At 68.3% G+C, this 26,882-nt stretch carries 25 protein-coding genes and 1 pseudogene; 7 read left to right on the top strand and 19 right to left on the bottom strand.

Translation table 11 applies throughout. The features are described from left to right. Nucleotides 1-40: 40 nt before the first annotated feature. Genes ACQCSX_RS14585 through ACQCSX_RS14575 form a run of 3 tightly spaced genes read right to left on the bottom strand, consistent with a single transcriptional unit; the run spans nt 41 to nt 3,021 of the window. On the bottom strand, nt 41-664 hold the full coding sequence (locus tag ACQCSX_RS14585; RefSeq protein WP_427016003.1) for a LutC/YkgG family protein: 624 nt from the start codon (nt 662-664) through the stop codon (nt 41-43). Then, on the bottom strand, nt 661-2,223 hold the full coding sequence (locus tag ACQCSX_RS14580) for a lactate utilization protein B (protein ID WP_427016002.1): 1,563 nt from the start codon (nt 2,221-2,223) through the stop codon (nt 661-663). The genes ACQCSX_RS14585 and ACQCSX_RS14580 overlap by 4 nt, the downstream gene beginning before the upstream one ends. 3 nt (nt 2,224-2,226) lie before the next feature. Further along, entirely contained in the window at nt 2,227-3,021 is a 795-nt protein-coding gene (locus ACQCSX_RS14575) for a (Fe-S)-binding protein (protein WP_427016001.1), read from the bottom strand. Nucleotides 3,022-3,139: 118 nt separating this feature from the next. On the opposite strand from ACQCSX_RS14575, the gene ACQCSX_RS14570 reads away from it, so the two are divergent. After that, complete coding sequence (locus ACQCSX_RS14570; protein ID WP_427019060.1) at nt 3,140-3,565, top strand: DinB family protein; 426 nt, start codon at nt 3,140-3,142, stop codon at nt 3,563-3,565. 211 nt (nt 3,566-3,776) lie between these two features. Here the strand turns inward: ACQCSX_RS14570 and ACQCSX_RS14565 are convergent, their stop codons facing one another. Next, complete coding sequence (locus ACQCSX_RS14565; RefSeq protein ID WP_427016000.1) at nt 3,777-4,232, bottom strand: Lrp/AsnC family transcriptional regulator; 456 nt, start codon at nt 4,230-4,232, stop codon at nt 3,777-3,779. 134 nt (nt 4,233-4,366) lie between these two features. Between ACQCSX_RS14565 and ACQCSX_RS14560 the strand changes: the two genes are divergently transcribed. Together ACQCSX_RS14560 and ACQCSX_RS14555 are read left to right on the top strand one after the other, a co-directional pair. Then, complete coding sequence (locus ACQCSX_RS14560) at nt 4,367-5,008, top strand: LysE family translocator (RefSeq protein ID WP_427015999.1); 642 nt, start codon at nt 4,367-4,369, stop codon at nt 5,006-5,008. Between the two features lie 254 nt (nt 5,009-5,262). Then, complete coding sequence (locus ACQCSX_RS14555; RefSeq protein ID WP_427015998.1) at nt 5,263-6,573, top strand: serine hydrolase domain-containing protein; 1,311 nt, start codon at nt 5,263-5,265, stop codon at nt 6,571-6,573. 44 nt (nt 6,574-6,617) lie between these two features. On the opposite strand, the gene ACQCSX_RS14550 is transcribed toward ACQCSX_RS14555, so the two are convergent. Beyond that, nucleotides 6,618-7,052 (bottom strand): nucleoside deaminase, encoded by a 435-nt coding sequence (locus tag ACQCSX_RS14550; protein WP_427015997.1) that lies wholly within the window; start codon nt 7,050-7,052, stop codon nt 6,618-6,620. A gap of 211 nt (nt 7,053-7,263) precedes the next feature. Here ACQCSX_RS14550 and ACQCSX_RS14545 point away from each other — a divergent pair, with 211 nt between their 5' ends. Both ACQCSX_RS14545 and ACQCSX_RS14540 read left to right on the top strand, forming a co-directional pair. After that, nucleotides 7,264-7,692, top strand: coding sequence for a MarR family winged helix-turn-helix transcriptional regulator (locus tag ACQCSX_RS14545; RefSeq protein WP_427015996.1), 429 nt, complete (start codon nt 7,264-7,266; stop codon nt 7,690-7,692). A 203-nt stretch (nt 7,693-7,895) separates the two neighbouring features. Next, nucleotides 7,896-8,249 carry a hypothetical protein gene (locus tag ACQCSX_RS14540; RefSeq protein ID WP_427015995.1) on the top strand — a complete coding sequence of 118 codons (354 nt, stop codon included), beginning with the start codon at nt 7,896-7,898 and terminating at the stop codon, nt 8,247-8,249. On the opposite strand, the gene ACQCSX_RS14535 is transcribed toward ACQCSX_RS14540, so the two are convergent. Beyond that, nucleotides 8,246-9,283 (bottom strand): adenosine deaminase, encoded by a 1,038-nt coding sequence (locus ACQCSX_RS14535; RefSeq protein WP_427015994.1) that lies wholly within the window; start codon nt 9,281-9,283, stop codon nt 8,246-8,248. The genes ACQCSX_RS14540 and ACQCSX_RS14535 overlap by 4 nt on opposite strands. Before the next feature lie 168 nt (nt 9,284-9,451). Beyond that, nucleotides 9,452-10,000 (bottom strand): flavin reductase family protein, encoded by a 549-nt coding sequence (locus tag ACQCSX_RS14530; protein ID WP_427015993.1) that lies wholly within the window; start codon nt 9,998-10,000, stop codon nt 9,452-9,454. Between the two features lie 376 nt (nt 10,001-10,376). Here ACQCSX_RS14530 and ACQCSX_RS14525 point away from each other — a divergent pair. Continuing rightward, a pseudogene (locus ACQCSX_RS14525) lies at nt 10,377-10,829 on the top strand (ABC transporter substrate-binding protein); the annotation flags it as partial. 72 nt (nt 10,830-10,901) lie between these two features. Here the strand turns inward: ACQCSX_RS14525 and pntB are convergent. The 9 genes from pntB to ACQCSX_RS14480 all read right to left on the bottom strand — a co-directional run bounded on the left by pntB (nt 10,902) and on the right by ACQCSX_RS14480 (nt 22,544). After that, on the bottom strand, nt 10,902-12,254 hold the full coding sequence (pntB, locus tag ACQCSX_RS14520; protein ID WP_427019059.1) for a Re/Si-specific NAD(P)(+) transhydrogenase subunit beta: 1,353 nt from the start codon (nt 12,252-12,254) through the stop codon (nt 10,902-10,904). Between the two features lie 116 nt (nt 12,255-12,370). Continuing rightward, a complete protein-coding gene (locus tag ACQCSX_RS14515) occupies nt 12,371-13,930 on the bottom strand; it encodes a Re/Si-specific NAD(P)(+) transhydrogenase subunit alpha (RefSeq protein ID WP_427015992.1) in 1,560 nt (519 codons plus the stop codon). 284 nt (nt 13,931-14,214) lie between these two features. Continuing rightward, a complete protein-coding gene (locus ACQCSX_RS14510) occupies nt 14,215-14,589 on the bottom strand; it encodes a RidA family protein (protein WP_427015991.1) in 375 nt (124 codons plus the stop codon). Next, nucleotides 14,589-16,307: a dipeptide ABC transporter ATP-binding protein gene (locus ACQCSX_RS14505; protein WP_427015990.1), complete on the bottom strand. Its 1,719-nt coding sequence runs from the start codon at nt 16,305-16,307 to the stop codon at nt 14,589-14,591. Before ACQCSX_RS14505 ends, ACQCSX_RS14510 begins: the two co-directional genes overlap by 1 nt. Continuing rightward, entirely contained in the window at nt 16,304-17,101 is a 798-nt protein-coding gene (locus tag ACQCSX_RS14500; protein ID WP_427015989.1) for an ABC transporter permease, read from the bottom strand. Before ACQCSX_RS14500 ends, ACQCSX_RS14505 begins: the two co-directional genes overlap by 4 nt. Continuing rightward, nucleotides 17,098-18,174: an ABC transporter permease gene (locus ACQCSX_RS14495; RefSeq protein WP_427015988.1), complete on the bottom strand. Its 1,077-nt coding sequence runs from the start codon at nt 18,172-18,174 to the stop codon at nt 17,098-17,100. Before ACQCSX_RS14495 ends, ACQCSX_RS14500 begins: the two co-directional genes overlap by 4 nt. A 47-nt stretch (nt 18,175-18,221) precedes the next feature. Then, on the bottom strand, nt 18,222-19,814 hold the full coding sequence (locus ACQCSX_RS14490; protein WP_427015987.1) for an ABC transporter substrate-binding protein: 1,593 nt from the start codon (nt 19,812-19,814) through the stop codon (nt 18,222-18,224). Nucleotides 19,815-19,857: 43 nt separating this feature from the next. Continuing rightward, complete coding sequence (locus tag ACQCSX_RS14485) at nt 19,858-21,078, bottom strand: amidohydrolase family protein (protein ID WP_427015986.1); 1,221 nt, start codon at nt 21,076-21,078, stop codon at nt 19,858-19,860. 659 nt (nt 21,079-21,737) lie between these two features. Beyond that, the gene (locus ACQCSX_RS14480; RefSeq protein ID WP_427015985.1) at nt 21,738-22,544 is read right to left on the bottom strand and encodes a hypothetical protein; all 807 of its coding nucleotides are present in this window, start codon (nt 22,542-22,544) and stop codon (nt 21,738-21,740) included. A 317-nt stretch (nt 22,545-22,861) separates the two neighbouring features. Between ACQCSX_RS14480 and ACQCSX_RS14475 the strand changes: the two genes are divergently transcribed. Then, nucleotides 22,862-23,542 carry an HNH endonuclease family protein gene (locus tag ACQCSX_RS14475; protein WP_427015984.1) on the top strand — a complete coding sequence of 227 codons (681 nt, stop codon included), beginning with the start codon at nt 22,862-22,864 and terminating at the stop codon, nt 23,540-23,542. Nucleotides 23,543-23,703: 161 nt separating this feature from the next. Here the strand turns inward: ACQCSX_RS14475 and ACQCSX_RS14470 are convergent, their stop codons facing one another. From ACQCSX_RS14470 to ACQCSX_RS14460, 3 genes are all read right to left on the bottom strand, one after another. Continuing rightward, the gene (locus ACQCSX_RS14470) at nt 23,704-24,039 is read right to left on the bottom strand and encodes a hypothetical protein (protein ID WP_427015983.1); all 336 of its coding nucleotides are present in this window, start codon (nt 24,037-24,039) and stop codon (nt 23,704-23,706) included. A 167-nt stretch (nt 24,040-24,206) separates the two neighbouring features. Beyond that, the gene (locus ACQCSX_RS14465) at nt 24,207-25,661 is read right to left on the bottom strand and encodes an aspartate ammonia-lyase (RefSeq protein WP_427015982.1); all 1,455 of its coding nucleotides are present in this window, start codon (nt 25,659-25,661) and stop codon (nt 24,207-24,209) included. Next, entirely contained in the window at nt 25,651-26,877 is a 1,227-nt protein-coding gene (locus tag ACQCSX_RS14460; RefSeq protein ID WP_427019058.1) for an amidohydrolase, read from the bottom strand. Before ACQCSX_RS14460 ends, ACQCSX_RS14465 begins: the two co-directional genes overlap by 11 nt. Nucleotides 26,878-26,882: the final 5 nt, after the last annotated feature.

The following is a 26,882-nucleotide window of genomic DNA, read 5'->3' as shown; positions in this document are numbered from 1 at the left end:
CCTCCGCAGGGAACCCCTGCGCCGGCCCAAGGAGCCGCCTCTAGGTGAGGATGAGAACGTCCAGGGTTCGCGGGCCGTGCACGCCCTCCACGCGTTCGAGCTCGATGTCGCTGGTGGCGCTGGGGCCGCTGATCCAGGTCTGCGGGCGCGTGGGCTCCAGCCGGGCAATGGCCTCGGGCAGGATCTGCACAATGTCCGAGGAGCGGAGCAGGCAGATGTGCCGGTCCGGCACCAGCGAGATGATCCGCCGGCCCTGGTCGGGGCTGCCGTCCAGCATGATGGTCCCGGTTTCGGACACCGCGACGGCGGCACCCGTCACCACGGCGTCGACGGCGTCCAGCGCGGGCACGTCCAGCGGATGCTCCGGCGCATCGACCACCCGCACCGGCCCGACGACGGCGGCCAGCAGGGCCTCGTCCAGACCGTGCGGCACCACGTAGGAACCGGCACCGGCCAGCAGCTCGGCCAGCTGGGCGGGGGCGTCGGCGGCGGCCACCACAAAGACGTTGGCCTTGTAGTCCACCAACCGGTCCACCAGCTGCTCGATGCGCGCCGCGGCATCCAGCGTGCCGGCACGGCGGTAGCCGCGCGGGACCGGCTCCACCGCCGGGGAATCCCGCAGGGCCGAGGCGATCCGGTCCAGAATGTCCTGGCGCGCGCTCATGCGTCTCCCTTGGTGGTTGGTTCGGTGCGGCCGGTCCCGCCGTAACTGGCGCCAGGCGCGCCGTCGTCGTTCTGCCCAAGAGGTACCTGGTGTTCCTTGGCCCACCACTGGCGAAACGACTGCGGCGGCGGGGCGGGGATGTCGCGGCTCTGCGTCCAGCCGGCTCCGATGCCCGGCAGCTTGGTGATCTTGCGCTTCTTGCCCGCGGCCAGCCGGCCCAGCGGCAGGCCCTTTTCCAGCAGGCCCAGGTTGCGGCCGGAGGAGAACGCCCAGGAGGCGCCCTTCATCATCAGGTCCATCTGGGTGGGCACCTTGGTGGCGGAGCGCTTGGAATCCACGTCCTCCCCGCGCAGGTGCACCAGAATTTCCGGGATGTTGATCTTCACCGGGCAGGCGTCATAGCAGGCCCCGCAGAGCGAAGAGGCGTAGGGCAGCGAGCTGTTTTCCTCGCTCTTGATCCCGGTGAGCAGCGGCGAGAGGATGGCGCCGATCGGCCCGGGATAGGTGGAGCCGTAGGCGTGGCCGCCGGTGCGCTCGTAGACCGGGCAGACGTTCATGCACGCCGAGCAGCGGATGCAGTGCAGCGCCGAGCGGCCTTGTCTGTCCGCCAGCGCGGCGCTGCGGCCGTTGTCCAAGAGCACGAGGTGCACATTCTGCGGCCCGTCCCCGGGCGTGACACCGGTCCAGACGGAGGTGTACGGGTTCATCCGCTCCCCCGTGGAGGAGCGCGGCAGCAGTTGCATGAACACCTCCAGGTCCGCCCACGTGGGCAGCAGCTTCTCGATCCCCATCACGGTGATCAGCGTTTCCGGCAACGTCAGGCACATCCGGCCGTTGCCCTCGGACTCCACCACGGCCAGCGTGCCGGAGTCCGCCAGGCCAAAGTTGGCGCCGGAGACGGCCACCTTGGCGGAGAGGAACTTGGCGCGCAGATGCTTGCGCGCGGCCTCGGCCAGCCGGGCGGGCTCGTCCGTCAGTGCGGGGTCGACGCCGGGCATCTCGCGCAGGAAGATCTCCCGGACCTGGCTGCGGTTCTTGTGGATCGCCGGGACCAGGATGTGGCTGGGCTTGTCATGGTCCAGCTGGACGATCAGCTCGGCCAGATCCGTCTCAAAGGCGGTGATGCCCTGCTCTTCCAGGTGTTCGTTGAGCCCGATCTCCTGGGTGGCCATGGACTTGACCTTGACCACCTCCGTCTCGCCGGTGGCCCGGATCAGGTCCGTGACAATCGCATTCGCCTCGCCGGCGTCGCGCGCCCAGTGGAGAATGCCGCCGCGGGCGGTGAAGTTGGCCTCAAACTGCTCCAGCAGCGCGGGCAGGTTGGCCATCACGTTTTCCTTGATGGCGCTGCCGGCGTCGCGCAGCGCCTCCCAGTCCGGCAGCTCGGCCACCACGCGCAGCCGCTTGTCGCGGATGGTGTGGGTCGCGTGGCCCAGGTTGGCCCGCAGTTGGGCGTTGCCCAGCTCGCGGTGCGCGGCCTTCGGGAAGGGCTCGGTGGCGTTCAGGTTGCCGTGGCCAAAGACGGGCAGCGACGGCATGCCCAAGAATGTTCCGCTCATGGTCTACTTCCTCCCGGCCAGCTGGACATCGCCGGTGATGTGCGCGGGGTGTTCCAGCGTGGCGGCCAGGATTTCGGCAAAGTGCAGCGTCCCGACGGCGCTGCCTTGGCGCGAGAGCCCACCGCCGATGTGCAGCAGGCAGCTGGCGTCGCCGCCCGAGCACAGCTCGGCGCCGGTGCCGCAGATGTTGGCGGTCTTGTCCGCCAGCATGGCGGTGGAGACGTCGGCGTTCTTCATCGAGAACGTGCCGCCAAAGCCGCAGCACTGGTCCGCCTCGGGCAGCTCCCTAACCTCGATGCCGCCCACCGTCCGCAGCAGGTCCAGCTGCCTGTCCCCCAGCTTCAGCAGGCGCATGCCGTGGCAGCTGGGGTGGTAGGTGACGGTGTGCGGGAAATGCGAGCCCAGCTGGGCGGCCGCGTCAGTGACGCCCAAAACGTCCGTGAGGAGCTGGGAGAGCTCGTAGGTTTTGGCGCCGACGACGGCGGCCCGGGCCGCCAGCGCATCCTCGCCGCAGCGCCTGGCCACCATGCCGTGCTGGTGCTTCACGCTGGCCACGCAAGAGCCCGACGGCGCGACGGCGACGTCGTAGTCCTCGGTGTCAAAGGCCCGCACATGGTTGGCCACCACCGGCAGGGCTTCCTTGAAGTAGCCGCTGTTGACATGCATCTGTCCGCAGCAGGCCTGCCCTTGGGGGAAGACGACAGTGTGCCCCAGCCGCTCCAGGATGGCCACGGTTGCCCGGGCCGTCCGCGGGTACATCGCGTCCACAATGCAGGTGGCGAAGAGTGCAATTCTCATGAAACGACACTCTAGAACACTTTCGGGTAGATGTGGACTGACCACACCCTAACTTCGCCGCCGAAGCACCCTCCGCCCCTCCGCGAAAGAGCACGGCAGGACAGTCCCGCGCCCCAACATTGTCCCCATCTGCTCTTTCGGCGGGGACGGGAGCCTGCGCCGGCCCATGACGCCGCCGGGCACCAATCTGCCGGGGCTGCTCCAGCACCTGGCCGCCGTCGAGTACGGCTGGTTCTGCAAGACATTTGGCCGCGAAACGGAGCCGCTGCCCTTCGACGAAAATGATGAAAACGCGGACCTGCGCGTGCCGGCGGGAACCTCGACGGCGGATGTGCTCGCCTTCTACGTCCGGGCCCGGGCCGCTGCGGACCAGGTGATTCTAGAGACCGGGCTGGAGGAAACCGGAGCGTCCTGGGACGGCCAGGCCGTCAGCATGCGGTGGGTCCTCGTCCACATGCTCGAGGAAACGGCCCGCCATGCCGGGCATGTGGACATTCTCCGCGAGCTGATCGACGGCGCTACCGGAGACCACCAGCGGGACTGACGCAGCGCCGCCGACCCACCGGATTTCGGCTCCCGTTCGCCAGCCACCCTAACCTCGCTTGGCTCGGTCACGGAACCCTGCTGCCTCTCTTGGCTCCGCTCAATCACCGAAACCCCCGCCGGCCGGGCGCAGCCAAGACCTCCCGCGGCCAAACGCCCGCATCTCCACGCGGCCGCAAGCGGCCCCGGTCGATGACCGTGGTCCGGACTGCCTACAGCGGCAGCCCGGACCCGGGCTTGAGGTTCTTCATCACCAGCGTGGAGGTCAGCTTCTGCACGCCCGGCAGCGCGGAGAGCTCGCCGTCGTAGAAGCGCTGGTAGGCCGAGAGGTCGGCGGCAATCACCTTGAGCAGGTAGTCGGGGTCCCCGAACAGGCGCTGCGCCTGGACAATGTGCACATTTGCGGCCACCTGGGCCTCGAAATCCTCCAGTGTGGCCTGGTCCACCCGGCTCAATGTCACAAAGACAATCGCCTCAAAGCCCAGCCCCACCGCCGCCGGATCGATGTCCGCAAGGTAGCCGCGGATCACGGCGTTGGCCTCCAGATCCTTCAGCCTCCGGTGGCAGGGCGCCACGGTCAATCCCACCTTGGCGGCGAGCGCCGTCGCGGTCATCCGGCCATCATGCTGGAGGTGGCGCAAAATATCTCTATCAAGATCATCAATCACAGCAAAATCTTATCGCCACAGTGCCATTTTGAGCTTAAATCGGTCAGCACTTCGCGCCACTGTTTCCCTAAGCTTGCTTGCAGGATGGCCGGGAAAACCACGGGCGCCACACACAACACCGCCCAGGAGCACCCGTGGAACCCCAGGCCCTCATCGGCTTTTTCGCCGTCGCCATGACGCTGTCCCTGACGCCCGGCCCGGATTGGGCGTATTCCATTGCGGCGGGCCTCGGGAAGCGCAGCTTTGTCCCCGCCATTGCCGGGCTCTGCAGCGGCTACCTGCTCCACACCATCCTGCTGGCCGTGGGCATCGCTGCCTTGGTGGCCACCATGCCCCAGGTGCTCGTCTGGCTCACCGTGGCCGGCGCCCTTTACCTGCTCTGGCTCGGGTTCACCACGGCAAAATCGTGGCGCAGCGCCGGCTTTGCCACCGGGGATTCGCAGCAGGGCGGGCGGCTGGCCAGCTACCTGCGCGGCGTGGCCACCAGCTCCATCAACCCCAAGGGCATGCTGCTGTTCGTGGCGCTGCTGCCGCAGTTCATCACGCCGGCCGCCACCCTGTCCGTGCCCGTCCAATCGGGCATCCTGGGCCTGGTCTTTGTGGCCACGGCGGGGCTGGTCTATTCCGTGGTGGCAGCTGCCTCCCGGCGGCTGCTGCGGTCCCGGCCCGGTGCCGCCCGCGGCGTCACGCTGGCCAGCGGGATCATCATGCTCGGGCTCGGCGTGTTCCTCCTCGCCGAGCAGGCCGCTCCGGTGCTGGCCGCCGTCGCCCGCTAACGGCACCGGCCTCAACCGCTGTCCCAAACGATGGCGCAGATCCAGGGGGCTTCCGCCGGTCAAGGCCGCGTTAGCTGCGCCATGGATGCCCGGCCACGGGTCTCGCTCCCCACCTGCGGCCGGGGCCGTTGACAGGCCCCGGGGCGGGGCACACACTGGCCTGAGCTGGCTTGCGCCTCCTTCCAGCCAGCCCACCGGCGGAGTATTCCGCGGCGTCCGGTTCGACGAACAGGGGATCCACCGTGGCCGGTGCGATGAAGTCCAACGGAATGCGCTACTCCCAGCTTCTTGCCATGGTGGTGGCGGCCGGCCTGCTGCTGGCGGCCTGCGGCCCGTCGTCGTCGGGCACCAACACGCCAACCGCCTCCGCTCCGGCCGCCAGTTCGACGGCGCCACCCACGGCTGCGGCGTGCGTCCCGGACGTGGCCACAGTGGTCGGCGCCGCCGCGGATCCGGCAGCGGCAAGTGCCGCGCTTCCGGCGTCTCTGGTGTCCGCGCTCGACGCCGCGGCGCAGTCGTCCTTCAAGGAGGCCGCCGCCCCCGGTGCGATTGTTGGGGTGCGCACACCGGCAGGGACCTGGACCGGCTCGTACGGTTTTGCCGACCCCACCATCAAGTCACCGATGGCCACGGACCTGCACATGCGGATCGGCTCCGTCACCAAGACGTTCACCGGCACCTTGGTCCTCCAGCTGGCCCAGGACGGGAAGCTCTCGCTCGATGACACCATCGACAAGTACTACCCGGGCATCCCGAACGGCACCACGATCACCCTGCGGATGCTGGCCAACATGACCAGCGGCATTGCCAGCTACTACACCCCGGCGTTCCTGGACATCTACTTCGGGCATCCGGAGACGGTGTTCACCCCGGACCAGCTGATCGCGTACGGCGTCTCGGCATCCCCCGTATTCGCCCCCGGTGCGCAGTTCAACTACTCGAACACGAACACCATCCTGTTGGGCAAGGTGGTCGAAAAGGTGAGCGGGCAGCCCGTCCAGGACGTCCTCCAGCAGAAGATCCTGGCCCCGCTCGGCATGGCCAACACTTTCTGGCCCGGCGATTCGCCGGCCCTTGAAGACCCTTATCCGCAGGGGTACACGCTCCAGGGCAGCGGCACGCCGGAGCACCCGGCCGACGCCACCAATTGGAACCCGTCCTTTGGCTGGACGGCCGGCGGCATGGTCTCCACCCTGGCGGACCTGCTGGTCTACGACCGGGCACTGGGGACGGGGCAGGGCCTGCTGTCGGCGGCAACCCAGACCGAGCGGCTCGAGTCCTTCCCCGCCCCGGCGGGCTACGGGTTCGCCCTGGGCTGTGTGGGCGGATGGGTGGGCCACACCGGCGAACTGCCCGGCTTCAACACCGCTGTCTACTACGACACGACGTCGGACACCTCCGTTGTCGTGCTGGTCAACAGCGACATTCCCTCCGGCGATTGCTCCGAGTCGTCCACGCTCACCGACAACCCGACCGACATCCCGTGCTCGTCCCCGGCCACGCGCATCTTCGTCGGGCTCTCGACGGCGCTCGGGCACACCTTTGTCCCGAACCCGGCCAAGTAACGCCCGGCGGCCAAACGTTGGCCCCGGCGGCTGCTATTCGGCTGCTATTCGGCGATGTCCTCGGCCCACAGCTCGGCGTGGTCCCGCTGGAACGCGCGCATCATCTCCACGCAGCGCTCGTCGTCGAGCACCACCACCTCCACGCCCCGGGAGCGCAGCAGGTCGAATTCGCCGGGGAAGGTCCTTGCCTCGCCCACCACCACCCGCGGGATCTTGAACTGGATGATCGTCCCTGTGCACATCGCGCAGGGGGCCAGCGTCGTGTACAGGGTGGTGTCCCGGTAGCTGTGCTGGCGCCCGGCGGCGCGCAGCGCGGACATCTCCCCGTGTGCAATCGGATCCCCGTGCTGGACCCGCTCGTTGTGGCCGGTGGCGATGATGTCGCCGCCGCGGGCCAGCGCCGCGCCGATCGGGATGCCGCCCTCGGCCAGGCTCTCCTGTGCGGCCGCGAACGCCGCCTCGAATGCCGGATCAACCATCGACAGCTCCGTTCCTTGCCTGTGGACCCGCACCATCGCGGACCGCCGGACACCCGGCAGGTGCTCCAGCCTACCGGTGGACCACGGGCACCTGCCGGAGGGCCCGACGGCGTGGATGCGGCGCCGCCCCTACCGGCCCGGCACCACCCGGGCTAGAGTCATTCCAACTCCGCTCCGCGGAGCGCACGGCACCATCCATCGAGGGAGGACCATGCCAACGGAACGCCCCATCGGATTCTGGCTCAAGCTGGTGGACTCGTTGATCAGCGCGCAGTTCGAGGCCACCGTGGAAGAGCACGGCATTACCCGCCGGCAGTGGCAGATCATGAACTTGCTGGCCGACACCCCGCGCACCAGCACCGACATTGACGAGGCGCTCAAGCCCTTCCACGACGAACCCGGGGATCCCCTGGCGTCGGAGCAGATGGCCGAGCTGGTTGAGAGCGGGTGGATCGAGACCGGCGACGACAGCTACGCCCTCACCCCGCACGGGCACGCTAGTCTGGCGTCCATCGGGGAAGTCGTGCGCCGGAACCGCGAACAGGTTGTCCAAGGCATTCCGCAGGATGAATACGAGGCCACCCTGGACGTGCTCCAGCGCATGGCCCGAAACCTCGGCTGGGCCGACGCCCCGGACTGACCCCGCCCCGGTGGTCGAACTTGCCAGACCCCACGCCCGCACGGAGATCCGGGTGCCCGTCGCGCCCGGGTCTCCACGCGCTCGTTCCCCGCTCGGTCGACCAGCGGCGGAACAGCAGGGCCGTCCGCCAATCGGGGCCAGGTACGGCCCAACAGGTGCGCCGTAGCCTGAAAATGTCACTCGCTCTTTGAAAGGGGAGAGTCATGGCTTCCATTACCTGGTTCGCACCGATCCTGCCGGGGAAACTCGACACCTGGCGGGCCTTCACCGAAGAGATGTACGGGCCCCGGCTCGAGGAGTACCAGCGCTCACGCGCGCGCCTCGGCTTCACCCGCGAGGTGGCCTCGCTCACGCAGACATCGGAGGGGGACTTCGTCTGTCTCTTCCACGAGGCGGACGATCTTGGCGCCGCCTTCACCACGCTTGCGCAGTCCGATGACCCCTTCGACGTCTGGTTCAGGGAGAACCTGGTGGACACCCACGGGCTCACGCCGGAAATGCTCCAGGGCCCGCCGCCGGCCACGCTCACCCATGACTACAGCCCAGCGGGCAGCTAATCCCGCGCCCGCACCCACTCCGCCAGCTCGGCCAGCAGGGCCGTCCGCCGCTCAAGGCCAATGAAGGATGAGCGGATGGAATTCCCCGCCAACCGTTCCAGCTCAGCTGTGCCAAAACCGAAAACAGCCTCCAGCTGGGCGAAATTGTCGTCCACGTGGCCGCCAAAGTACGCCGGATCGTCCGAGTTCACGCACACGTTGAGCCCGGCGGCGAGCATGGCCGGCAGCGGGTGGTCCGCCAGCGTGTCAACGGCCCGCAGGCGCACATTGGACAGCGGGCACACCGTCAGCGGCACCTGCTCCGCGGACATCCGGGACACCAGTGCGGTGTCCTCCATGCAGCGGATGCCGTGGTCGATCCGCTCGACGCCGAGCAGGTCCAGCGCGTCGGTGACGTAGCTGGCCGGGCCCTCCTCGCCGGCGTGGGCGATCAGGCGCAGGCCGGCCGCCCGGGCACGGTCGTAGAGGCGGACAAACTTCGACGGCGGGTTCCCCACCTCGGCCGAGTCCAGTCCGATCCCGATGATGGGCGCATCCATGCCCAGCAGTTCCTCCAGCACGGACAGCGCCGATTCCTCCGAGAGGTCCCGCAGGAACGCGGCGATCAGTCCGGTGGAGATGCCAAACTCGGCCTCGCTGGCGGCCAGCGCGGAGGCGACGCCGTTGATGGCGGTGGCCAGCGGCACGCCACGGGCCACGTGGGCCTGCGGGTCCATCATGATTTCCGCATGCCGCACCCCGGCGGCCGCGGCCCGGCGCAGGTAGGCCCGAGTCATGTCCGCGAAGTCCTCTTCCGTCCGCAGCACCGCCATGTTGGCGTAGTACAGGTCCAGGAAGGACTGCAGGTCGGTGAATTCGTACCGGGCGCGCAGCTCGGCCAGGTCCGCGTAGGGCAGCTCGATGCCGTTGCGCTGCGCCAGGGCAAAGATCAGCTCCGGCTCCAGTGTGCCTTCAATGTGCAGGTGGAGTTCCGCCTTGGGCAGCATCGCGGGCGCGGGGGCGTCCGAGGCCCCGGGAATTGCTGAAAAAGTCATTGGACAAGTCTACTGACGGGCGCCCTCTGACGGGACGGCAGCGCCTCCCGATGCCAGCCCTTCCCGGCCCGCCCAAACCAGAATCTGTGCAACAGTAGATGCTCCAATGACCGATTATTCGAGCATCTGCTGTTGCACAGATGAAGGGTCAGGGCTGTCCGAGCACCCTCATGCCACGCTGCCCAGCAGTTCGGCGGCGGGCTGCACGTGGACGCAGCCACCCTTGAAGAAGAGCAGCGGCCCGGCATCGCCGCGCGCCTCCAGTGCCCGCACCGCCGCCACCACGATGGTGTGGTCGCCGCCGTCGTACTCGCGGTCGAAGGTGCAGTCCACCCAGGCCAGCGCCGCATCCAGCACGGGATTTCCCAGGGGCGAGGCGGTGTAGCCGACGCCGGCAAACTTGTCGGTGCCGGAGCGGGCAAACTGTCCGGACAGGTGCTGGTGCCCGGCGGGCAGGATGTTGACGGTAAAGGTGCCCGCATCGCGCAACAGCGGCCACGTGGACCACGTCCGGGCCGGGCTGAAGGAGACCAGGGCCGGCTCCAGCGACAACGACGCGAATGATTGGCAGGTGAATCCGACAGGGCCGGTGGCGGTGGCCGCGGTGATGACGGTCAGCCCGGTGGCAAAGTGGCCCAGGACGCTGCGGAGCCTCTCCGGAGTGGGAAACGTGGGGTGGTTGTCATGGCGAGTCCTTTCGACGCTGTGATGCCACACAACCACCCCTGCGTGCCTGCCTCAAGCGATGCCGAAATGCGGGGCCACACGGCTCAACACGGGTCACCAAACAGGAATGCGGCGTAATGAAGAAGGCCGTTCACTAAGCGCTGTTACCCCGTGTATCCGCCGGTGTCGCGGGCTTTTGCCGGGTTGGGGGTCTCACGGATAGTTGCTGGCACCACATCACTTGCAGCCACTTAGCGGAGGACACCATGGCTCGAAACAGCTTCAAACCAGGCATCAGCGCGGCCCTGACAGCCGTCACACTTCTTGGCCTGGCGGCCTGCTCCGATCCCGGCGCCGCTGCAGGCGCCAATGCCGCAGCAGCCCCGGCGGCGGCTTCGGGGGCTGCCTCGGGGGCGGCCTCGGGCGCATCACCACGGTGGAGTCCGCCAAGGATGTCGCCGGCAAGAAGGTCATTGTCGGCTCGGGGACCAACCAGGAGGCCATCTTGCTGGCATGGGACAAGGAAAACAAGAAGAACGGCTTGGCACCCGTTGAATTCCAGTACTACGACGACGATTCCGCCTCCACGCTGGCCCTGCAGTCCGGCCGGGCGGACCTGACCTTCGGGCCCAACGCGACGTCGGCCTACAAGGCCGACACGGATGCGACGACCAAGCTGGTGGGCCTGGTCGACGGCGGCTGGCCGCTGAAGGCCAGCATCGCGGCCACCTCCAAGAAGGGCAACGGCCTGGCCGCGGCGGCCCAGGCCGGGCTGAACCACCTGATCCAGGACGGCAGCTATGCCAAGATCCTGGACCGCTGGGGGCTCTCCACCGAGGCGGTCCAGAAGTCCGAGCTCAATCCGCCGGGGCTGCCCAAGAGCCAGGGTGCCGGCCAACGGATGTGTCTCGGACCAATGGCCGAGGCACATCCGAGGCCTCCTCCGATGACGCTACAACGCGCGGAGGATGTCCTCGACCCGCTGTTTGGCGTCGCCGAAGAGCATCTGAGCGTTCTCCCGGTAAAACAATGGGTTCTGCACGCCGGCGTAACCGGCGGCCATGGACCTCTTGAACACCACAACGTTTTCGGCTTCCCAGACACGGAGCACCGGCATGCCGGCGATGGGGCTGCTGGGGTCCTCGGCAGCGGCGGGGTTGACGGTGTCGTTGGCCCCGATCACCAGGACCACTGACGTCTTGCCAAGGTCGTCGTTGATCTCGTCCATCTCCAGCACAATGTCGTAGGGGACTTTTGCCTCGGCGAGGAGCACGTTCATGTGGCCCGGCAATCGGCCAGCGACCGGGTGGATGCCGAACCGGACATCCACCCCCCGCTCCCGCAGCCTATGCGCGAGTTCAGCGACGGGGTACTGGGCCTGGGCCACCGCCATTCCGTAGCCCGGGGTAATGACGACGCTGGAGGCTCTTGAAAGCAGCTCGGCGGTTGCCTGGGCCGAAATTTCCTGATGCTCACCGTAGTCGGCGTCCCCTCCGGTGGGTGCCGCGATGCCGAATCCACCGGCAATCACGGCAAGGAAGGAACGATTCATGGCCTTGCACATGATGTAGGACAAGTAGGCGCCCGACGAGCCGACCAGGGCACCTGTGATGATGAGGAGGTCGTTGTTCAAAAGGAATCCCGCCGCTGCAGCGGCCCAGCCGGAGTAGCTGTTGAGCATGGAAACGACGACGGGCATGTCACCGCCGCCGATGGAGGCCACCAGGTGCCAGCCCAGTCCGAGGGCAAGAATGGTGACAACTACCAGCAGCCACAGCGCAGAGTCATTGACGTACCAGACCGTGAGCGCCACGAACGCGGCAAGGGCGCCGAGGTTGATGGCATTCTTTCCGGGCAGCATGAGCGGCGATGACTTCATCCGGGCCGAGAGCTTCAGGAACGCGACGATCGAGCCGGTGAAGGTCACCGCTCCGATGAAAACACCGATGAATACCTCGGCGTGATGCACCGCCAGAAGCGACCCGGACAGATCGGGGGCAGCCAGATGGCCGTTCCAGCCGACGAGCACTGCGGCGAGGCCAACGAAGCTGTGCAGCAGGGCGATCAGCTCGGGTATCCCGGTCATTTGCACCACGCGGGCACGCCACAATCCGATGGCGCCGCCGACCAAAACCGCTATCACGAGCACGAGAAGGCCCGCGCGGCCCGGCTCCGACCCCCACGCGTCCTGAACGGTCAGCCAGAAGGTGGCTGCCAACGCAAGCGCCATGCCCGAAATGCCGTAGAGAACGCCCGCACGGGCCTTCTCATGCTGGCTCAAGCCGGCAAGGCTGAGGATGAACATCAGGGCGGCGACAATGTAGGCGGCCCCAGCGATGGACGCTGCGCTCAAAGGACCGGCGACGGAATCAGGCACAGTTGGGCTCCTCGTTTGATGTCCAACCACTTCGCGTACGGCGGTCAGCCATTTGGTTTATCTCCCTTGGAGAACATCGCGAGCATGCGCCGCGTGACGGCGAAGCCGCCGAAGATGTTGATGCTGGCCAGCAGGATCGCAACGGCCGCGATGATCTGCACGACGAGGTTGTCCGAGGTGACCTGCAGCAGCGCACCGACGACGATGATTCCCGAGATGGCGTTGGTGACGGACATCAGCGGGGTGTGCAGGGCATGATGCACTTTCCCGATGACGTAGAATCCGACAACGATGGACAGCACCAGCACCGTGAAATGCTGCGGCAGCGGGGCGGGGGCGACCGCATTGATGCCAAAAAGAACCGCAATGCCCACCGCAATGAGCGCGACCTTGCCGACAGGGCCGAGGCCCTTGCCCTTCTCCGTCCGGAGAGCCGGCGTCTTCGCGCTGGCATCAGTGCGCACCGCAGGTGCGGCGGAAACCTGGACGGGTGGCGGGGGCCAGGTCTTCACACCATCGCGCACCACCGTCACCGACCGCTGCACGACGTCGTCGAAGTCGATTCTCAGCTGGCCATCCTTCTCCTTCGTGAGGAGCTTGAGCAGGTTCAGCAGATTGGTCCCATACAGCTGCGAGGCCTGCGCCGGCAGCCGCCCCGGGAGGTCGGTGTAGCCCAGGATCACGACGCCGTTGTCCGTGACCACACGTTCGCCGGCGACCGAGCCCTCCACGTTGCCGCCCTGGCCGGCGGCCATGTCCACGATGACGCTGCCCGGCATCATGGAGGCCACGTCCTCGGCCGTAAGCAGCCTCGGTGCGGGACGCCCTGGAATGAGGGCCGTCGTGATGATGATGTCGACGTCGCGGGCCTGTTCGGAGTAGATCTCCGCGGCGCGCCGGTTGTAGGCCTCGCTGGTGGCCTTGGCATACCCGTCCGTGGACGTCATGGCCTCGTCGACCTCGACCTTGAGGTACACCCCACCGATGGACTTCACCTGGTCGGCCACCTCCGGCCGCGGATCCGTGGCGCGCACGATGGCGCCCAGACTGCTCGCTGCCCCGATCGCGGCCAGGCCGGCGACGCCGGCCCCGGCGACCAGGACTTTCGCCGGCGGAACCTTGCCCGCCGCTGTCACCTGCCCCGTGAAGAACCGGCCGAATTCGTGTGCTGCCTCGATGACAGCCCGGTAGCCGGCGATGTTCGCCATGGAGCTCAGGACGTCCATCGACTGTGCCCGCGAGATGCGCGGTACAGCGTCCAGGGCAAGCGCCGTGATCGGCCGCGCCGCCAGTGCCTCCACCAGGTCAGGCCGCAGCGCCGGGCTCAGCATGCCAATGAGGGTTGCGCCGTCTGCCAGGCGGCCGATCTCTTCCTCAGTGGGCGGATTGATCTTTAGCACCACTTCGCTTCTCCACGCCTCGTCGGCGCCAACAATCCGTGCGCCGGCGTCGGTGTATGCGTGGTCAGGGAAGGACGCAGCATCTCCTGCGCCCTTCTCGACGACGACGTCGTAGCCCAACGCCGCGAGCGCCCTGACGGTGGCCGGCGTGGCGGCCACCCTTGTCTCGTGGCCCGACTCGGCCACGATGCCGATATGTGTCACGTTCGTCCTCCCGATAGCCCTCACCCACAATGTATAAACAGGAGGGCAAGAATAGGGAGATTTCCCGGATATTGTCCGCAAGACGCCTTCTTCCCTGTTGTCTCACAGTCGAAGGACGTTGCCGGAATCGTGGACGGGGTCAAGCCGGTGGTCGAGCTCGTCGAGACCCCCGTCCAGGACGAACAACTGCAGTCAGGACGTGGATTCCCGTCTATGACATGACCACGACTGCATCCCGGACGGGATTCGGCGTCGGCGGTTGCTGGAGACCCAGGCGCCGGCCGTCAGGGAGCGGGCCGGGCTGCCATGATGTCCATGGCCACCAGCGGGCCCGGCAGCGCCGCGCCCAGCACGGTGCGCACCGGGTACGGCTGCGGGAATCGGCGGGCGTAGACCTCGTTCACCGCGGCAAAGTTGGCGGCAAAGTCCTCGATGACCACCGTCACCTTCACGACGTCGCGCAGCGTGAGCCCGACGGCGGCCAGCCCGGTTTCGAGGTTGTCCACCGCGGCCTCGGCCTGGGCCGTGATGCCCTCGGGCACCGTGCCCGTGGCCGGATCCATCGGCCCGATCCCGGAGGAGTAAACCATCCCGTTGACCTCGGCCAGGTGGCTGTACGCCCCGTAAGGCCGCCCCAGCCCGGGCACGGTAAGGAACATCAGCGCACCGCCAGCTGGCCGGGGATGGAGGCCAGCAGCTCACGGGTGTAGTCCTGCTGCGGGTTGTTCAGCACCTCGGCCGCGGGGCCGGATTCGAGCACCGTGCCGAAGCGCATCACCACAATCTGGTCCGAGACCTGCCGGATCACGCCGAGGTCGTGCGAGATGAACAGGTAGCTGAGGTTGAACTGCGCCTGCAGGTCCACCAGCAGCTGCAGGATCGCCTCCTGCACGGAGACGTCCAGTGCCGACACCGGCTCGTCCAGCACAATCATCTCCGGGCCCAGGGCCAGGGCGCGGGCGATGGCCACGCGCTGGCGCTGCCCGCCGGAGAGCTGGCCGGGACGGCGCTTGGCCAGCTCCGGGGCCAGCTGCACGCAGTCCAGCAGCTCGCGCGCGGCGGCGGCCTGCGCGGCGCGGCCGCCGATCTTGAAGGCGCGCAGCGGCTCGGTGATGATCCGCTCGATCGACATCCGCGGGTCCAGCGAGCCGAACGGGTTTTGGTAGACCACCTGGATCCTGCGGCGCAGCTGGCGGAGCTTCTCGCCCGTGAGCGAGGTGATGTTCTCGCCGTCGAAGTGCACGGTGCCGGAATCGGCGCCGGCAATCCGGGCGGCGATCCGCGCCGCCGTCGTCTTGCCCGAGCCGGACTCGCCCACAATGGAGACCGTCTGCCCGCGCGGCACGGCGAAGGAGACGTCGCCGACGGCGGTGAGCGTGCTGGCGGGTGCGCCCGGGGTGCGCAGCGTGAACGTCTTGACCAGGTCCCGGGCCTCGAGGATGTTCGACGACGGCGCGGCTGCGCGAGAAGCGCGGGCAGAGGACTCCGGGCGCGCGGCGAACAGGCTGCTGCCCAGGGAACCGGCCGCCGCGATCGGGCGCGGTGCCAGCCGGGCGCTATTCAGCCCGGGCGCCGCTGCCACCAGGCGCTGGGTGTACTCGTGCGTGGGGTTGGCCAGCACCTCGCGGGCATCGCCCTGCTCCACGATGCGCCCGGCTTGCATGACGATGATCCGGTCGGCCCGGTCCGCGGCGACGGCGAGGTCGTGGGTGACCAGCAGGACGGCGGTGTTGCGCTCCTTGGCCAGCCGCTCCATCCGGTCCAGCACCTGCGCCTGGACCGTGACATCCAGGGCGCTGGTGGGCTCGTCCGCGATGACCAGTTCCGGGTTGCAGGCCCAGGCCATGCCGATCAGCACGCGCTGGCGCTGTCCGCCGGAGAGCTGGTGCGGGTACTGCTGGGCGCGGGCGCCGGGGTCCGGGATGCCCACCTCGGCGAGGATCTCGACGGCCCGTGCGGCAGCCGCCGTCGTGCTCAGCTTCAGGTGCAGGCGCAGCGGCTCGGCAATCTGCTCCCCCACCTTCATCAGCGGGTTCAGCGAGTTGCTGGGGTCCTGCGGCACAAAGCCGATCCGGGCGCCACGGATGGAGCGCAGGAAACGTTCCCCGGCGGACGCCAGGTCCTTGCCGCCAAACTCGATGCGGCCGCCCGTGGACAGGCGGCGGATCAGCGAGGCGGAGATGGTGCTCTTGCCGGAGCCGGACTCGCCCACGATGGCCACAATGCCGCCGCGCGGGACGGTGAAGCTGACGCCGCGCACGGCGGAGAAGGTCTCCCCGCCGGTGACGTAGTCGATATGCAGGCCGGCGACGTCCAGCAACGGCGCGCCGGTGATGTCAGAGCCGGAGGCGGTGGACGGCGAGGGGGTCTGGCTCACTTGGAGGCTCCTAGCTGGTGGGCAACGCGGTTGACGGAGAGCACCACTGCAACAATCACGGCACCGGGCAGCACACTCAGCCACAGCGAGGTGGCCACGAACTCACGGCCGGAGGCCACCAGGGACCCCCATTCCGGGGCCGGCGGCTGCGGGCCGAAGCCCAGGAAGCTCAGCGCGGAGACGGACAAGATGGCCGTGCCCAGCTCCAGCGCGGCCATGGAGATGACCGGGCGGGCGGCGTTGGGCAGCACGTGGGTCAGCAGGACCGTCCCGCGGCGCACGCCCAGGGCGCCGGCGGCTTCGACGTATTCCTCGTTGCGCACGCGCAGCACCTGCGAGCGCATCACGCGGGCAAATGCACCGGCGGCGCCCAGGGCCACACCGAGGGCCACGGACCAGGGGCCGAAGCCCAGCGTGGCCACCACGATCAGGGCCAGCAGGATGCCGGGGACGGCGATCAGCACGTCGATGACGCGCATGATGGCAAAGTCCACGACGCCGCCAATGGCGCCGGCCACCAGTCCGACGGCGGCACCCACCAGCACGCCGATCAGCACCGCCAGGGCGGCCGCGGCCACGGAGAGCCGGGCGCCGTAAATGACGCGCGAGTAGAGGTCGCGGCCCAGGTGGTCGGTGCCGAACCAGTGCCGGGCGCTGGGGCCCAGCAGCTTCTCGGCGGGTACGCCGTCGAGCGGGCTGTGCGTGGCGAGCAGCGACGGGAACGCCACGGCCAGCAGGGCCAGCAGCAGGATCAGGGCGGCCAGCAGCAGCCCGGGTTTCTTCAGCGCGCTCATGCTTCGGTCCTTTCGGCGGTCGCGTCCGCGGAGGCAGGGGTGGACGGCGGGTCCGACGGCGCCGGCGTCGGCGAAAGCGCCTTGGCGCGGCCCAGTGCGGGGCGGGTGCGCGGGTCGATCAGGCCGTAGAGGATGTCCACCACGAGGTTCACCAGCGAGTAGACCACCGCCACCACGATCACCACGCCGGTGATCACGTTGACGTCGCGGGAGAGCACGGCGTTGACGGTCATGCGGCCAATGCCGTCGCGGGAGAAGACCGTCTCGACGACGGCGGTGCCGCCGGCCAGGTAGCCGATCTGCAGGCCCAAGATGGTGATGGAGGCCAGCAGCGAGTTGCGCAGCACGTGCCGGGTGAAGATGGCCCGCGGGGACAGCCCCTTGGCCACGGCGGTGAAGACGTAGGCGCCGCCGGCGGCCTCAAAGACGGCCGCGGAGAACACCTGGAAGAAGATGGCGCCCACCGGCAGGGCCAGTGTGATGGACGGCAGCCACACGCTCAGCGGGCTGCGCGTGCCCGAGGACGGGAACCAGCCCAGTCCGAAGGAGAATATGCCGATGAACACCAGACCGGTCAGGAAGGCCGGAATGGCCACGCCCAGCGGCGGGATCTGCAGCAGCGTCTGGCGCAGCCAGGTGGAGCGGGTGAGGAAGGCCAGGTAGGTGACGACGACGGCCAGCGCGATGCCGATCACCAGCGCCAGCGCCGCGATGGAGGCGCTGTGTGGGAGAACCCGGGCGATCATCGTGGAGACCTGCTGGCCGGTGGAGATGGACACGCCCAGGTCCCCGGTGAGCACTCCGCCCAGGTGGCGGACGTACTGCTCAACCAGGGACCCGTCCAGCCCGTACTGGACCCGCAGCTTGTGCAGGGCCGCGGGGTCCGTGGTGGTGGCGTCACCGCCCTTGAGGGACAGTGCCGCCAGCACCGGGTCGCCGGGCAGGAAATGGATCAGCAGGAACGTCAACGTGTACGTTGCCCAGATCACGAAGACGAACTGCAGCACCTTGGGTGCCACATATGCCAGGGCCGATCTGGCCCGGCTGGCGGGCGACGCTCCTGCTGATTCCATGTCTTGTCCTTAGGGAAGGTGCTTGGCGAAGGGAAACGCCAAAGTGCTTACTTGGCGGCCATGTCGAACAGGTTGACCCGCGAGGCGGAGTCAAACTCGATGCCCGTGACCTTGGCGGCGGAGGCGTGCAGCTGCACCGTCTCCAGCGTCGGGATCACGTAGGCCTGGTCGATGACGCGGGCCTGGATCTTGGCGACGACGTCGGCACGCTTGCCGGCGTCGGCTATGGAGGCCTGCTCGGCCAGCAGGGATTCCAGCTCGGGATCGGCGATGACGCCCCAGGCGGCCTTGGACTTGGCGGAGAGGGCCACGCGCAGCACGTCGGGGTCGGTGCGGGTCAGCGCGGCACCGAGGAACTCGTAGTCCTTCTTGGCCACGGCACCGAAGAAGTCGCCGGCGGTGACCATCTTCAGCTGCAGGTCCACGCCGATCTTCTTCAGCTGCATCTGGGCGGCCTCGAGCACATCCTGGGCGTAGAACGCGGTGACGGTGACGGTCAGCTTCGCCCCGTCCTTGGCGTAGATGCCATCGCTTCCCAGAGTCCAGCCGTCGGCCTCCAGCTTGGCCTTGGCGCCGTCGGCGTTGAACTTCATGGCCACGGCCTGGCTGGCGTAGCCGCCTGTGGAGGAGGTCAGGGCGCTGGTGGGGGCCTTGCCGCTGGTGGAGCCGGCCAGGGTGTTGATCTCGGTCCGGTCCAGGCCCATCATGATGGCCTGGCGCACGGCGGTGTCGGCCAGCACGCCCTTGGCGGTGTTGGCCACCAGGGAGTTCGGGATGCCCGGGTTGGCGGCGGCGTAGACGTGGTAGGCGTCGGTGGTGAACCGGGCCTCGTCCGCGTAGGGCAGGTCCTGGATGACGTCGAACTCGCCGGAGGCCAGGCCGCCGGTGCGCACGCTGTTCTCGGTGATCACCGGGAAGGAGACGTGGGCCGTCAAGGCCTCGCCGCTGTGCTTGCGCAGCTCGGAGCCCCAGTTGTAGCCGGCGCGCTTGGAGATCTCCACGGAATCGTTCTTGGTGTAGGAATCCAGCACAAAGGCGCCGGAGCCGATGACCGTCTGGCAGCGCTCCTCGGCGGTGGCCGCCGTCGTCGACTGGGCCAGCATGCCCAGCGTGGTGGTGGAGGTGCCCTGCAGGAACTGGGCGTTCGGGGCGGAGAAGTCCACGCTGAAGGTGGACGCATCGGCCACCTCGGTGCCGGTGTAGCCGGCCAGCAGCTGCGAGGCCAGCGAGGCCTTGGCGCCCAGGGCGAACAGCGCATCCAGGTTGGCCTTGACGACGTCGGCGGTCAGGGCGGTGCCGTCGGAGAAGGTCACGCCGTCGCGCAGGGTGAAGGTGAACTTGGTCAGGTCGGCGTTGGACTCCCAGCGCTTGGCCAGCCAAGGCTTGAGCTCGCCGGTGGCCGGGTCCTGGTCCAGCAGCGAGTCGGTCAGCTGGCGGCTGACGTTCAGCGCCGTCGTCAGGGTGACCTGCTGCGGATCCATGCAGCCCGGATCCTCCTTGATGGCAAAGACAACCTTCTCGGCCGGGGCACCGGCGCCGGCGGGCTCGCCCGCGGAGCAGGAGGCCAGCGCGCCGCCGGCCAGGAGCGCGGCCAGGGCCGTGGCCCCGGCTCGCAGGGTGCGGTTCTTCAGAATGCTCACAATGGTCCTTCTAGGTGGTGAACGGAGGGGAACAGGGGGTGTGTTAAACCGGCAGGGAGCCGGCGATGACGCGGCCGCGGGAGACGACGGCGGCAATGTTCTCGATGCGCAGATCGGCGATGTTCTCCCAGGGGCGGCCCTTGATCACGATGAAGTCGGCGCCGAAGCCGGCCTTCAGCTGGCCCACGGTGTCCCCCAGTCCGACGGCGTCGGCCGCGTCGGAGGTGGCGGAGACCAGGGCGCGGGCCGGGGTCCACTCGAACATGGCCGCCATCAGGCGGACCTCTTCCATCTGGTCGCCGAAGGCCACCATGAAGCCGTTGGCGTCGGTGCCCAGCACAAAGCGGACTCCCGCGGCGCCGGCGCCGTCGAAGTTCTTGTTGCGCTCCTCAACCACGGACTTGGCCTTTTCCTGGGCCTCGGCGGAGATCTTGATCCGGCCGTCGGCGATGGCGTCGTTGATCAGCAGGGTGGGTGCCACCGGGATGTTGCGCTCCACCAGCGTGGGCCAGTGCTTGGCAACGATGCCGGTGCCGTGCTCCAGCGAATCGGCACCCTGGGCCAGTGCGATGTCCACGCCCTCGGTGGAGTGCGTGTGGGCGGCCACCGGCATGCCCAGCGCGTGCGCCTCGTCCACGGTGGTGGCGATTTCCTCGTTGGTCTGGTTGCGCCAGCCCACCTTGTCGCCCATGGAGAGCACGCCGCCGCTGGTGTAGATCTTCACGCCGTGCGCACCCTGGCGGGCCCACTGGCGCACCAGCTTGCGGCACTCGTCGGGGCTGTCGGCCACGGGCTCGCGGTGCGGGTAGTGCGGGGGCGTGAAGAGGTCGCCGTGGCCGGCGGTCATGCCCACCTGGCCGTGCACCAGCACGCGCGGGCCCTCCAGCACGCCGGACTCGAACGCGCGGCTGACGGCCAGCTGGTGCTTGTCGCCGGCCAGGTCGCGCAGCGTGGTGACACCGGCGCGGGCGGCCCGCTGGGCGTTGGCGGCGATGTGCAGGGCACGCTCCTCGCCCGGGGTGATCAGCGGCCAGGAAACCCAGTCCACTGACCCCTTGCCGGCGTAGCCGCCTAAGTGGACATGGGTGTCCACCAGGCCCGGAATGATGCTGTACTCGGCCATGGCGCCGGCTGCGTCGGCCGGCCCCTCGGCCACCTCCACAATGGTGCCGTCCTGCCAGCTGATGGAACCGGCACCGCGCGCGGCAGTTCCATCCCACAGGGCAATTCCGTCCAGCCGCTGCATGGGCGTCTCGTGGCTCATTGGTGTCCTATCCTTGGCCCGGGCAATCGGTTGCCTGCGGCCGGTTGAATCCTGTGGTGCGTTGTCGTGGTGCTGGGCTGCAGGTCCGTGCTGTGCGCAAAATCACATATATTCCACGTCCTACCTTCTCAAGGCAAAGATGCCACCTTCGGGGTGCAGGGAAGTTCCTTGCGGGTGCGCGGCGGCTGTGGCGGGCCTCACGGAAGCGGCATTCAAACAACCCACGCCAACGGCTGGCAGTTTGCTGGCGCTCTACATGCGATCCTCATCCCGGCCGCATGTAACCCAAATCTCGGCCAAATTCATTAGACCGTGGCCGCCTATACCAGTCAAATCCGTCCGCATGCCGACAGTCCGGTCCGCCCCGGCGTGTCGTTTACTCCCGATGACGGCACACCGCCGCTGCTCGAGCCTGTCAGACCTCCACCACCCCCGCTGGTCGAGTGAGGGGCCCACTGCCGCGAGGGGCCCGCAGCGAGCTTGCGAGCTGTGGGAGCGGCTGGGGACCGAGACCTCCGGTACGCGACGGCGAAACCCGGGGACACGCCCGGCCCACCGGATTTCAGCTCCGCAAGCTCCGCTCAATCACCGGAACCCCGGCGGCCGGGCCCGTGGCGACACGATTCCAGCGTCCGCCCGCTGCAGGCCGGGCTGGCACCCTAGATGCAGGAGTAGTCGTAGTCGAGTGAGCCAGAGACGTATTGAGTCAACGTGACTTTCCCGCCGGGCGGCAGAGGTGAGGAGGAACAGTTTGTTTTGGCCTGCCCCAATGTCATCGCACCGGGGATCCAGCTCTTGAGGCTGTAGAGGTTGCTTCCAGCCCCAACTGTTTCGACGATAGCTCCCCACTGGTAAGTCGTGGCGTACAGGCCGACGTCTGCGCCGATACTGCGGAAATAGGCGGTCATGCCTTCAAGGTCGGCGGTGTTCGCGGTCTTGTTGGTGGACCAACTATTGGCTATCTCGACATCCAGCCACCACACGTATGCTGAAGGCGCGGTGACGCCGCGAATGTTTGCGTCATCGTAGGCCTTGGCGTAGCCGTACATATACGCACACGCGGGTGTGGCCGTGTGGTCGCAGACTCCGTAGGGGTTGCTGACGGTGGACCCGCCATAGACATTGTTCGAGGGCCACCAGGAGCCGGCGAGTTCCGGATTTGCCGTGTTCACGTACAGGGCGACCTTGGGTTGCGTGGTGCCCCCCTTGGACCCTTGCGCCCAGGTCAATTGGCTGGCAAGACACGGGTTGGTGGTGTTCGCGAGGCCGTTGTTGACTCCGACAATGCCAAACGCCTGTCCCTTCGGCAAAGCCTTTCCGCATTGCGGCCAGGACACGTCGTTGCCCACGGGAGTTGGCGTCTTCGTGGCGGCCTGAAGCGGGCCCGCTCCGGCCCAGATCAGGGCAAACAGGACCAGTGCCGAAAGGACGAACCGCACGCCTCTTGCCTCATTTGCACGGATCATGACCAGACCTCTGTTCGGTAGATGCACGTGTTGCCGTTAGCCGCACAGCCTAACCCAGCACTGCCCGGCGCGGTCAAGGCCACGTACGGACTCTGGGGCACCCAGGGCGAGCGCGACGCCGTGGCCCAGGTCCTCGCCGCCCGATAACGCCGCTGGTCGAGTCCCGCTGGTCGAGCGGAGCCGAGACCTCCCGCGCCCGCCGGCGAAACCCGGTCATCCCTGACGTCAGCCCGCACCGGTAACCTGTCAGGGGCCGTTTCCCCGTTTCCGGTGGTCGAGCCCGCCGAGACCCGTCGCACCCGTTGTTGGAGTTTGAATTGCCCCGTTCCGTCCGCACGTTCCCCCGTCTGGCCGCCGCCGTGGCGCTCCTGCTCACGGCCGCCGGCTGCGGCGCCCTCGGCGCGGCGCCAGCCCAGGTGCGCCCGCCCGGCTCCGCCGAAAGCAGCGCCGCCGCACGCCACCAGCTCGAAGCCCTGCCGATCAAGGGCCGCGCGCCCAAGACCGGCTACAGCCGCGAGGAATTTGGCCCGGCCTGGTCCGACGTCGACCACAACGGCTGCGACACCCGCAACGACGTCCTGGCCCGGGACCTGGCCGCCACCACCTTCAAGGCGGGCAGCAAGCAGTGCGTGGTCCTCACCGGCGTCCTGGACGATCCTTACACGGCGCGGACCATTGATTTCACCCGCGGCCAGACCACCAGCACCGCAGTGCAGATCGACCACGTCGTGGCGCTCAGCGATGCCTGGCAGAAGGGCGCCCAGAAGCTGACCCCGGCCCAGCGCACGGTCCTGGCCAACGATCCCGCCAACCTGCTGGCCGTGGACGGCCCCACCAATGCCAGCAAGGGCGACGGCGACGCCGCCACCTGGCTGCCGCCGAACAAGTCCTACCGCTGCGAGTACGTCGTCCGGCAGATCGCGGTCAAGGCCACCTACAGCCTCTGGGTCACCCAGGGCGAGCACGACGCCATGGCCAACATCCTCGCCGCCTGCTGACGCCCCGCTGGTCGAGACGTACTGCACCGCCCTGGAACTCCTACCAGGACACCCAACTGCACCCGCGACGTCCAACCCCCTCCGGGACGGCGCCACTCCGCTGTCCTGGACGGGGTGGACCGTCGCGCCGCGGTAGGTTCGCTGGTCGAGCCCGTCGAGACCTACATGCCGGGGATCGCTAGCGCCTCGAACACTTCGATCGAGGCGCCGGGCAGCATCAGGTGCGGGTGGCCGTTCATGAGGGACACGGCGTCGTTCAGGCTGTCCGCCTCCAGGATCGAGTAGCCGCCTACGGTGGACTTGGCCTCGTTGTCGCCCATGGTGGTGATTTCCTGACCGTTGCCCAGCGGCGCACCCATGTCTGCCAGGTGCTCGCCGGCACGCGCGGCCCAGTCCGTCCACAGCTTCATGCCCTCGGCCGCGGCGGCCGGGTCGTTGTTGTCCATGGCCGCTTGGGCCGACTGCGGGGCGTGGTAGAGAACGACAAACTTGGTCATTTTTCCTCCTCGTATGCGGCACCTTGGGACAGGCACCGGCCAAAGGGAACACTACGGCCAGCAGCCCCACGCCGGAAGAGCCGCAGGGATCAATCCAACGGCGGGAGGTCTCGACTCCGCTCGACCAGCGAGGCAGGTTGCGCGGAGCCGAGACCGCCGCGGCAGGCTCAACCAGCGAAACCAGCAGCGGCGGCCCGCAGGCCGGGCGCGGTGAGCAGGTGCGGGGAGCCGAGCACCTCGGCCAGCTCGGCGTCGCTCATCAGGCCCTTGTCCCGGACCACGTCCACCACGCTTGCACCGGTGGCCATGGCCTGCTGGGCCACCTCCGTTGAGGTCTTGTAGCCCAGGAACGGGACCAGCGCGGTGACCAGGCCGATGGACCGCTCCACGCTGGCCAGCAGGGCTGCGGGGTCGGCGGTGATGCCGTCCACGCACCGTTCGGCCAGCACGGTGCAGGCCGAACGCAGCTCGCCCAGCGAGGAAAACAGGGCCCGGGCCATGACCGGCTCGAACGCGTTGAGCTGCAGCTGCCCGGATTCGGCCGCCATGGTGATGGTGATGTCGTTGCCGACGACGGAATAGGCCACCTGGTTGACCACCTCGGGGATCACCGGATTCACCTTGCCCGGCATGATCGAGGAGCCGGCCTGGACGGCGGGCAGCTGGATTTCGCCGAAGCCGGCGCGCGGGCCGGAGGAGAGCAGGCGCAGATCGTTGGCCACCTTGGACAGCTTCACGGCAATGCGTTTGAGCACGCTGTGCAGCTGGACCAGTCCGCCCACATCCTGCGTCGCCTCGATCAGGTCGCCGGCCGGGACCACGCCCACGCCGCTGATCTCCGCCAGCTGCTCGCACGCCATCCGGGCATAGTCGACATGCGAGTTCAGCCCGGTGCCGATGGCCGTGCCGCCGAGGTTGACCTCGCGGATCAGATCCATCGCCTCGCGCAGCCGCTGCTCGTCCTCGGCCATCATGACGGCGAACGTCCGGAATTCCTGGCCCAGGGTCATCGGCACGGCGTCCTGGAGCTGGGTGCGCCCCATCTTCAAAAAGCTTGCAAACTCCACAGCCTTGGCCTCGAAGGATTCCCGCAGCAAGGCCATGGCGGCCAGCAAGTCCTCGGCGGCGCGGTGCAGCCCCACGCGCAGCGCCGTCGGGTAGACGTCGTTGGTGCTTTGGCCCAGGTTCACGTGGTCCAGCGGGTGCAGCAGCTCGTACGCGCCGCGCGCCGCGCCCATCAGTTCCAGCGCCCGGTTGGCGATCACCTCGTTCGCGTTCATGTTGGTCGAGGTGCCCGCGCCGCCCTGGACGACATCGACAATGAACTCCTCGTGCAATTTGCCGGCGCGGATCTCGCGGCAGGCAGCCACGATCGCGTCGGCGCGCGGACCGTCCAGCAGCCCCAGCTCGTGGTTGGTGGTGGCGGCCGCCTCCTTGACCGCGGCCAGGGCCACCACCAGATGCGTGTAGAGCCCGATCGAGACGCCGGAAATGGGGAAGTTCAGGCTGGCGCGCACCGTGTGGACGCCGTAGTAGGCGTCGGCCGGCACGTCCAGCCAGCCGATCAGATCGTGTTCGCGGCGGGTCCCAGCGGACGTAGCAACAGACGTTTCAACGGACATCAGCGGTCTCCATTTCCAGCGGCAGGTCCGGGATTTCCGGCAGGAACCGGGCGGCATTGCGGGCGGCCAGGCGGCCGATCAGCCGCTCCCGCAAAGAAGCGTTCTCGGCCAGGTCGATGCAGGTCTGGGCCATGGCCTTGGCGGCGTCGACGACGGCGCGGTCCGCGGCGTCCGTGACGGCGGCAGCGGCGAATTCCTTCTGGTGGTTGACCGCCGGCAGCGAGCCAATGCCGATGTACGGGTGGATGGCCGGCAGCATCTGGGACACATTGCCCATGTCGGTGGACGCGCGGTTCATCCGCATGTCCGGCCCGGACGTGGTGAACGTCCGGCCCAGCGCGGTGGCATTGGCAACGTAGAGCTCAAGCATCGCCTCGTCGGTGGCGAATTCGGCGTACGGCTTGCTCTCGGCCTCGATCTCCAGCTCGCAGCCGGTGGACAGGGCACCGGCCTCGAAGCAGCGGCGCACCTTCTCCTCCAGCACCGACAGCTCTGCCAGCGAGCCGGCCCGCACGTACCAGCGGCCCTCCGTCACCTCGGGGATGGCGTTGGGCGCCTCTCCCCCGCTGGTGAGAACGCCGTGGACGCGGACGCCGGATTCGAGCTGCTGGCGCAGCAGCCCGATGGCCACCTGCGCCACGGTGAAGGCGTCCGCCGCATTGACCCCGCGCTCGGGGTAGGCGGCGGCGTGGCTGGCCTTGCCCCGGTAGCGGATTTTGCTGTGCGAGACGGCGTACGGCTCGGCCCGGGCCACGTCCAGCGGGCCCGGGTGGACCATCATCATCGCGTGCACGCCGTCGAACGCGCCACCTTCCAGCAGCTCGATCTTGCCGCCGCCGCCCTCCTCGGCCGGTGTGCCGAAGACGGTGAGCGTGATGCCCAGCGCGTCCACCACCGGGGCCAGCGCCGCGGCCGCACCCACGGCCGCGGCGGCAATGATGTTGTGCCCGCAGGCGTGCCCCAGCCCCGGCAGGGCGTCGTATTCGGCGCAGATGCCCAGGTGCAGGCTGCCGCTGCCCACCGTGGCGGCAAACGCCGTCGGCAGTCCGCAGAGGTTCTTCTGCACGCTGAACCCCACCCCGGCCAGTTCGGCGGCTACCCAGGCCGAGGCGTTGACCTCGGCCCAGGCGACCTCCGGGTTGGCATGGATCCGGTGCGAGAGTGCCAGCAGCCGGTCCTCCAGGGCGTCGACGCGTGCGCCGACAATGTCCTTCATCTTGT

The organism is Pseudarthrobacter sp. P1 (genome assembly GCF_050156935.1).
Taxonomy (GTDB): domain Bacteria; phylum Actinomycetota; class Actinomycetes; order Actinomycetales; family Micrococcaceae; genus Specibacter.
Note: the sequence above shows the minus strand (reverse complement) of the source record. Positions and strands in the feature narration are given on the sequence as shown.